We start from the raw sequence: 6363 nt of genomic DNA, 5'->3' as shown, positions 1-6363 counted from the left end.
TTAGGGTTAGTTGCGCCAAGAATTTCGCGGTGAGCAAGAACTGCGTTTTCGCCTTCCACAACTGAAACAACAACTGGACCAGAAGTCATGAACGCAACTAGGTCAGCAAAGAAACCACGTTCTTTGTGCTCTGCGTAGAAACCTTCAGCTTCAGTTTGAGTCAAGTGTTTCATTTTAGTTGCAACGATTTGAAGACCAGCTTTTTCAAAACGAGCAAAAATGTCACCGATGTGGTTTTTAGCAACTGCGTCTGGTTTTACGATAGATAAAGTACGTTCAATAGCCATGATTGGCTCCTTAAGTCAATGTAGACATGAAAATTTTGGCGCATTATACCGAGATAATGCACAATTATCTGCTTTTACTCTGTAAAAAGTTGCTTTTTTCGATGCACGGATTATCGTGCTTCGTCAATCCATGCCATCTGAATTGCCTCAAGCAACCCTTCAGTTGACTTGTTAGGATCATCACTAAAGTCTGGTAAGGCACACACCCACGCATGTAAATCTGTAAAACGAATCCACTGCGGATCGACATCTGGATGAGCTTCATAGAGCTCAATAGCAATATCAATAGTGTCCGACCAACGTAAGCCCATAGTGGCGTCTCATCACAATATAGAAGATGCTGTACTGTAGCAAACTCTGAAATTTAAGCGTTAGTCTGTTTTGTGCAAAACTGCACTTTTTTACAACACGATATTTAAAAGTGGTGCACTACAAATTAAAGCCACTGCTACAACCGCGCCAATTGCAGCCCCGACCAAAACATCACTTGGATAATGTAGCCCCAAAATCATCCGAGATGCAGCGACCAAAACAGTAAAAGGCAACATAAGGATCAATAAAATTGGCTGTACGAAACCTAGCAATGTACTCACCATCACCGCATGTAAGGTATGACCTGAAGGGAAACTAAAATGATCAAGCGGTCGCTCACCCATTCGAATCACCTGATGCACTTGATAAGGTCGTGGACGAATCGTTTTTATTTTTAGAACCTTATAAATCAAAGTACCGCATAGTGAACCCAAAACCAAATACACAATTTGCAGACTATAGACCAGACCTTGCAACAGCCAAGTTAAAGCCAACATGGTGTACCAAAAAACACCATCGCCCAATCGGCTGATTCGTTTGAAAAAATTGGCTACTGTCTGTGAATGGGAAAAATGATTAAGATAAACACAGCCCTTTAGATCTAAATCTAATATTCTTATTTTTGCAGTTTTAAGATTCATACCACTTCTCCTTAACAACAACGTTGAAAGTTCAGCTGGAAAATCATTGTTATGCCGACGATTTTAGCCCGTCTAAGGGATTTTATTACGCTTCATTTTAAAGGATATTTTTGACAGTTTGATGATCTTCACTAAACTCATCCATAAATACCCGCACTCATTTACAATTTTAACCACGAAGCGATGATGATGCTTTTAGACTCGCCACCTGATATAAAGCTTGCTCAAACTGTTTCACAGGATATTGCCAACCAACACTTTCAATATCTTGACGCGCTTGAGCTCCCATGGTTTTAAGTACAGTTTGCGCTGGCAACTGTATAATCGTTTGCATAAAATGTGCCACCTGTCCAAAAGGACTCAGCCAACCTGTTTTTCCATGTTGGACATATCGCTGCGGGCTTGCATAATTATACGCCACCACAGGTAAACCACTTGCCATCGCTTCAAGTACCACATTGCCAAAAGTTTCTATTTGGCTAGCAAAAACAAAAACATCCGCACTGGCATAGGCCTGAGCGAGTGACTGTCCTGTTAAGCTGCCTGTAAAAATCACATCTGAACCATTGGCCATCTCCGTTAAACGCTTACGATCCGGCCCATCCCCCACAATCACCATTTTAAATTTGCGTGATGACTGCTTCTTGATATTCAAATAACTTTGAATGAGCACATCCACCTCTTTTTCAGGAGATAAACGCCCTACATATAAAAGCACAGTGGTATTTGCATCTGCTTGCCAATACAGACGCATTTGTTCCGAGCGATGTTCTGGCTGAAAACGTATGGTATCTACCCCTCGTCCAACCTCAACCAAAGGACAGGTCACTCCAAAATCCTGAAGTTGATTTAAGGTGGTTTGACTCGGCACACAAGTGAGTACCGTATGGTTATGAAACCAACGAAGATAGCTTTCAATCGGCTTTACCAGCAAAGCTAAATCAAAAAAGCGACTAAAATCATGAAAAGTTGAATGAAAGCCACTAGATACTGGAATTTGATGCGCTTGAGCGGCATACAGTGCAGTCAATCCCAAAGGGCCTTCCGTTACAATATGCACGACATCTGGACTGAAACGCTCAATCGCCTTGCTGACTTTGACATACTGAGGCATGCCAAATTGCATCTCCGTATATTTTGGAATACTTTTCGCCCAGACCAAACACTCGTGTTCGGCCTGAAACTCTGTGCATATATTTTTTTGCATTGGGCGGATCAACTGAATGCGGTGCCCCTGTTTTTGCAAGCCTTTACATAATTGTAACAGTGAATTTGCGACACCATTGATTTCTGGTGACCATGTTTCAGTCACGATAGTAATTTTTAATTTAGGCTTAAGAGTTTCTTGAAGCAGGGAAAGCTCTTGCTGAAAATTTTGTTGATGTTGTTGTTTTAAATAAAACCGCTGTGGTTCGGGGAAATTGTGCTGTTTGAATAATTTTGTTGTCATTGAACCGATCATACTACACCAAACTTTTCTTATTTTAAGTAAAGCTTAACTGAACTATTTGACAGTTTGATGATTGAATGATGAAACTAATTTAACACTCCCCACGCAAAAAGATAGGCCACTTGGCCATATCTTTTATATATGAAGCATTACACTTCGTTTAAAACATTAAGTTAATATAAAGGTTATCTCGATAAACTCCAGCCGGCGTCAATGCCGTTGGTCGCTCCATCAATTGCACCAATACCACAAACTTACTTTGTGCAGTTGCAGGTTGTGAGATAGGACTATTCCAACGCGAAGCACTCGCACCCGAAATATTCATTTGCGTTCTTAGTTTATGATTTTTCTCATTCACTAAATAACTGCTACCCGTTGCATTCATTAAATTACGAGAATTAAACTTAATCGCATAATTACTATCGCATGCGACTGAAAAAGAAGTCGCAGCCTGACTTAGATAGGAAGAACTCAAATTCAGCTGGCTTGAGGTTAAGCGCTCAATTTGACACTGTTTTGCATAGGTCAAAGCTGATGCTCCTACACAAAACACGAATAAAACAACTCTCAGTTTCATGGCACTACTACTCCATCTATTTACAATGAAGATCCATTGCTGGTTGATTCTCTTCATTTACTGTATCTGTAATATTGAGTTCTGCTGAACAACTGCGCGCATCTTTGGTTTTAATCTGTATATTATATGTACCAGGAATCAAACCATAAAGCATGACACTACCATCAGTAGAAATCGGATAAACTTCCCCTTCACCATTATTATTAATATAAAGTTCAGAGCCTGGTGCAAAAGTATTATTATTACTGTCTAATGGTCTTATATTGACTTGTTTTGCATGAAAAACAGGAAAATCTATAATATAACCACGTTGGTTCAATGCTGTTAATTGTTTATTTGAATATTGTATTTTATCTTCCACAGGTAATTGATTTTGATCAAATGCAATATCATATTTTACATATGGAATAATATCATGAATAAACGCATAGCCTTTTTTATTGGTTTTATCAACATAAGTCAGTGACCTCAAAATATCAATATCCTGATAATCACCCACTTTAACCAATGTAAATGCATTGTCGACCATTTTAGTGAAACTGAGTTTATTACCTAACCAGACTACTGCACCTCGGTAGTTTAGTTGTGTTTCACGATCATCACGACCTTGAATATGATAGAAATCCAAATCACCCACGTCAGTTTTTACTACACCATTTGCATTAAACATCGTTTCATCATTACGACGATTGACCCCAACTGAATAGTCGAAACCAACCTGATTAGAGTCATATTTAACCAATTGAAGGTTGGTATTCTGATCTGCTGACTGACTAAAATAAACCGACTTATCATCAAAACTATAACTAAGTGACAGAATCCCGCCAGAATCCTTACGATCACCAAAAGCATTGAAATAACTTAAACCAAAGGAGACTCTACGTCCGAAATTTCGATTAAAGCCAATATTAATGACTTTCTGATCACTATTCGGAAAATCTGGGTCATCATAATATTTTTGTTCGGCATAATTAATATTAACATTCTGTAAATACGGCACATTACTCATACCAAAGTAAGCAAGATTTTCAAATTTTGGGTAATTAGAAGAAACCCCTAATTCATCTCCAAGAAATTTAAAATTCCTCTCTGTATATTTAGAACTTGCCCCCATTGAGAAACGGCCAAAGTCTTTACTTGCAGATAATCCATAAGAATAATTAAACTGGTTATCATCATCATGAGATGCAAGGACTACACTATCCAAAACAAAAATATTGCTAACAGCCTGCGTCCACATAAAGCCTACATTTTGTATATCTTTACTGTATGACAAGTTTGTTCCAAGCGTTGTAGAGTTTGTCAGTCCTTTTCGATAATAAGTATTTACAAAGAAATCACGATAATCACTACTGTCCATATTATAGTTATAACGTAATTTACCAACAGCAATACTATATTCATTCAAACCTGAGCGTAGCAGCCGATTGGTTACCATGATCGGAAAACTCTGCACACTTCGATTTCCAAGTACATCTTCAACGACAATTTGAGCATTACCTGCTTGTTGAATTTGCGCACCCATTAATAAATTATAATCACCAGGACTGACTTTCTGGCTGTATATATTTACTCCATTGATATACAAATCAACTGTGGAAGGAACCCGCGCACTGCCTTGTAAACTTGGCATATTCCAATAAATAAAGTTTGGTCTCTCGGTATAATTTGTTCCCCAATTCAATCCCGCAAAACGTAGAGAATTAATCAAGGGATTATAGGTTGTCGTGGTATCACCGATGGTTAACCGAGTCATATTTTTGGGAAATTCAAAATCAACACTACTACTGAGTCGCACCACACGTTCATCTGTAGGGGTGTTCTGGTATAGCATGGAGTTTTTCATGATCCAGTAATCTTTAAAAACCCCTAACTCCATCAAGCCACTATAAGAGTCATTATTATTGCTATTGGCATATACGAAATCATAATTAATAAAGCCACCAAAACTGGCCTTTTCAGGAATGATGTTATTGTTTAATGCATTAAAGTCCGTTTCAAAAAGTTCTGTTGGAATCGTGAGCTTAATGGATTGCGATGAATCATCAAAAGTTGACTGAACACCACTTGATGACACCAAGCAGAATTCTGGTCGCGAAGCTAAGGTTTTTAATTGCGCAGTTGAAATTTGACGTTCTGCCAGTACCTGACATTCAAGATAATATTGATCGCCCTGCTTTAATAAGGCGACATCTGTATGATGATCTAGATCATTAATCCAAAGGTTCGCAATATTTTCTTCCAGCACACCCTCACTGGCATTTACATTGAGTGCTAAAAAAAAATGAATAACGATCAGTATTTTTATTTTCGTATTCATTACACCCCCCACCTTGGACTAATCCGAGAATTTGAGTTCCACCATTTTATCGTTCTTATCTGTAAACAATTGAACGTAATAATTTTTAGGGTTTGTTATTCGTGTATTGTTTAGATCATAAGACATACTTTTATTTGCAAGCAAATAATTCATGGTTTCCGTTTTAAAAACTTCTTTTTTATTTGCATCTACAATTTTCAAATTTGCGATTTGAATATGCGATTTTGCATTATTTTTAACAATCAACTTATTATTTTCAACGTTGAAATTTAGTTTAACATCTTCCTGCTTACCAACAAAGAGGGGTAAATTAAAGCTGACCAGAAAATTTACTGAAGATTCTTTTACAGCCTGTGGAATTTCATCAACAATCACACGCCATGTCCCTTCTTGTTGCCCTTCTAAAACCGACTCTACCGGGCGATTAAAACCGACGCGAATGGTTTGCTTGCCATTGGCTTGTAAAATAAAATTCTTAGGGTTAATAATTAAACTATTGTCAGGCTCAAGCACATTTTCGCCATTGTCTTTTTGAGTCCACTTAAATGCTTTAACTTCAAAAATTCGCTTTTCTGTCTCATCTTTAGATTCTAGGGTTAATGTTGTTGTTCTTTGCTTTGCGGGATTTTGAATATACATTTGGACTGGGTCAACTGAAACACCAGCATGTGTTCCCGACATATACAGCATCGAAGACACCAGAATTGCTATTATTCTTTTCATGTTACACCCCTTATTATAATTTTAAAAAACCTAACCTGATACTGTGATCAAGT

At 37.8% G+C, this 6363-nt stretch carries 7 protein-coding genes; all 7 read right to left on the bottom strand.

Features of this window, described 5'->3' with window-relative positions:
- A partial coding sequence (locus tag B4F08_RS13290; RefSeq protein WP_291374705.1) for a nucleoside-diphosphate kinase occupies nucleotides 1–287 on the bottom strand: 287 nt, incomplete at its 3' end.
- 110 nt (nucleotides 288–397) lie between these two features.
- Entirely contained in the window at nucleotides 398–598 is a 201-nt protein-coding gene (gene iscX / locus B4F08_RS13285) for a Fe-S cluster assembly protein IscX (protein WP_086210456.1), read from the bottom strand.
- Nucleotides 599–688: 90 nt separating this feature from the next.
- On the bottom strand, nucleotides 689–1240 hold the full coding sequence (locus tag B4F08_RS13280; protein ID WP_086210457.1) for a phosphatase PAP2 family protein: 552 nt from the start codon (nucleotides 1238–1240) through the stop codon (nucleotides 689–691).
- Between the two features lie 169 nt (nucleotides 1241–1409).
- Complete coding sequence (locus tag B4F08_RS13275) at nucleotides 1410–2702, bottom strand: glycosyltransferase family 4 protein (protein ID WP_086210458.1); 1293 nt, start codon at nucleotides 2700–2702, stop codon at nucleotides 1410–1412.
- A gap of 148 nt (nucleotides 2703–2850) precedes the next feature.
- The gene (locus B4F08_RS13270; protein WP_086210459.1) at nucleotides 2851–3267 is read right to left on the bottom strand and encodes a hypothetical protein; all 417 of its coding nucleotides are present in this window, start codon (nucleotides 3265–3267) and stop codon (nucleotides 2851–2853) included.
- Between the two features lie 16 nt (nucleotides 3268–3283).
- Complete coding sequence (locus B4F08_RS13265) at nucleotides 3284–5587, bottom strand: fimbria/pilus outer membrane usher protein (protein WP_119064696.1); 2304 nt, start codon at nucleotides 5585–5587, stop codon at nucleotides 3284–3286.
- 18 nt (nucleotides 5588–5605) lie between these two features.
- Nucleotides 5606–6310: a fimbrial biogenesis chaperone gene (locus tag B4F08_RS13260; RefSeq protein ID WP_086210461.1), complete on the bottom strand. Its 705-nt coding sequence runs from the start codon at nucleotides 6308–6310 to the stop codon at nucleotides 5606–5608.
- Nucleotides 6311–6363: the final 53 nt, after the last annotated feature.

Origin of the sequence: Acinetobacter sp. UBA6720, assembly GCF_002454215.1 — a bacterium.
Lineage (GTDB): Bacteria > Pseudomonadota > Gammaproteobacteria > Pseudomonadales > Moraxellaceae > Acinetobacter.
Note: the sequence above shows the minus strand (reverse complement) of the source record. Positions and strands in the feature narration are given on the sequence as shown.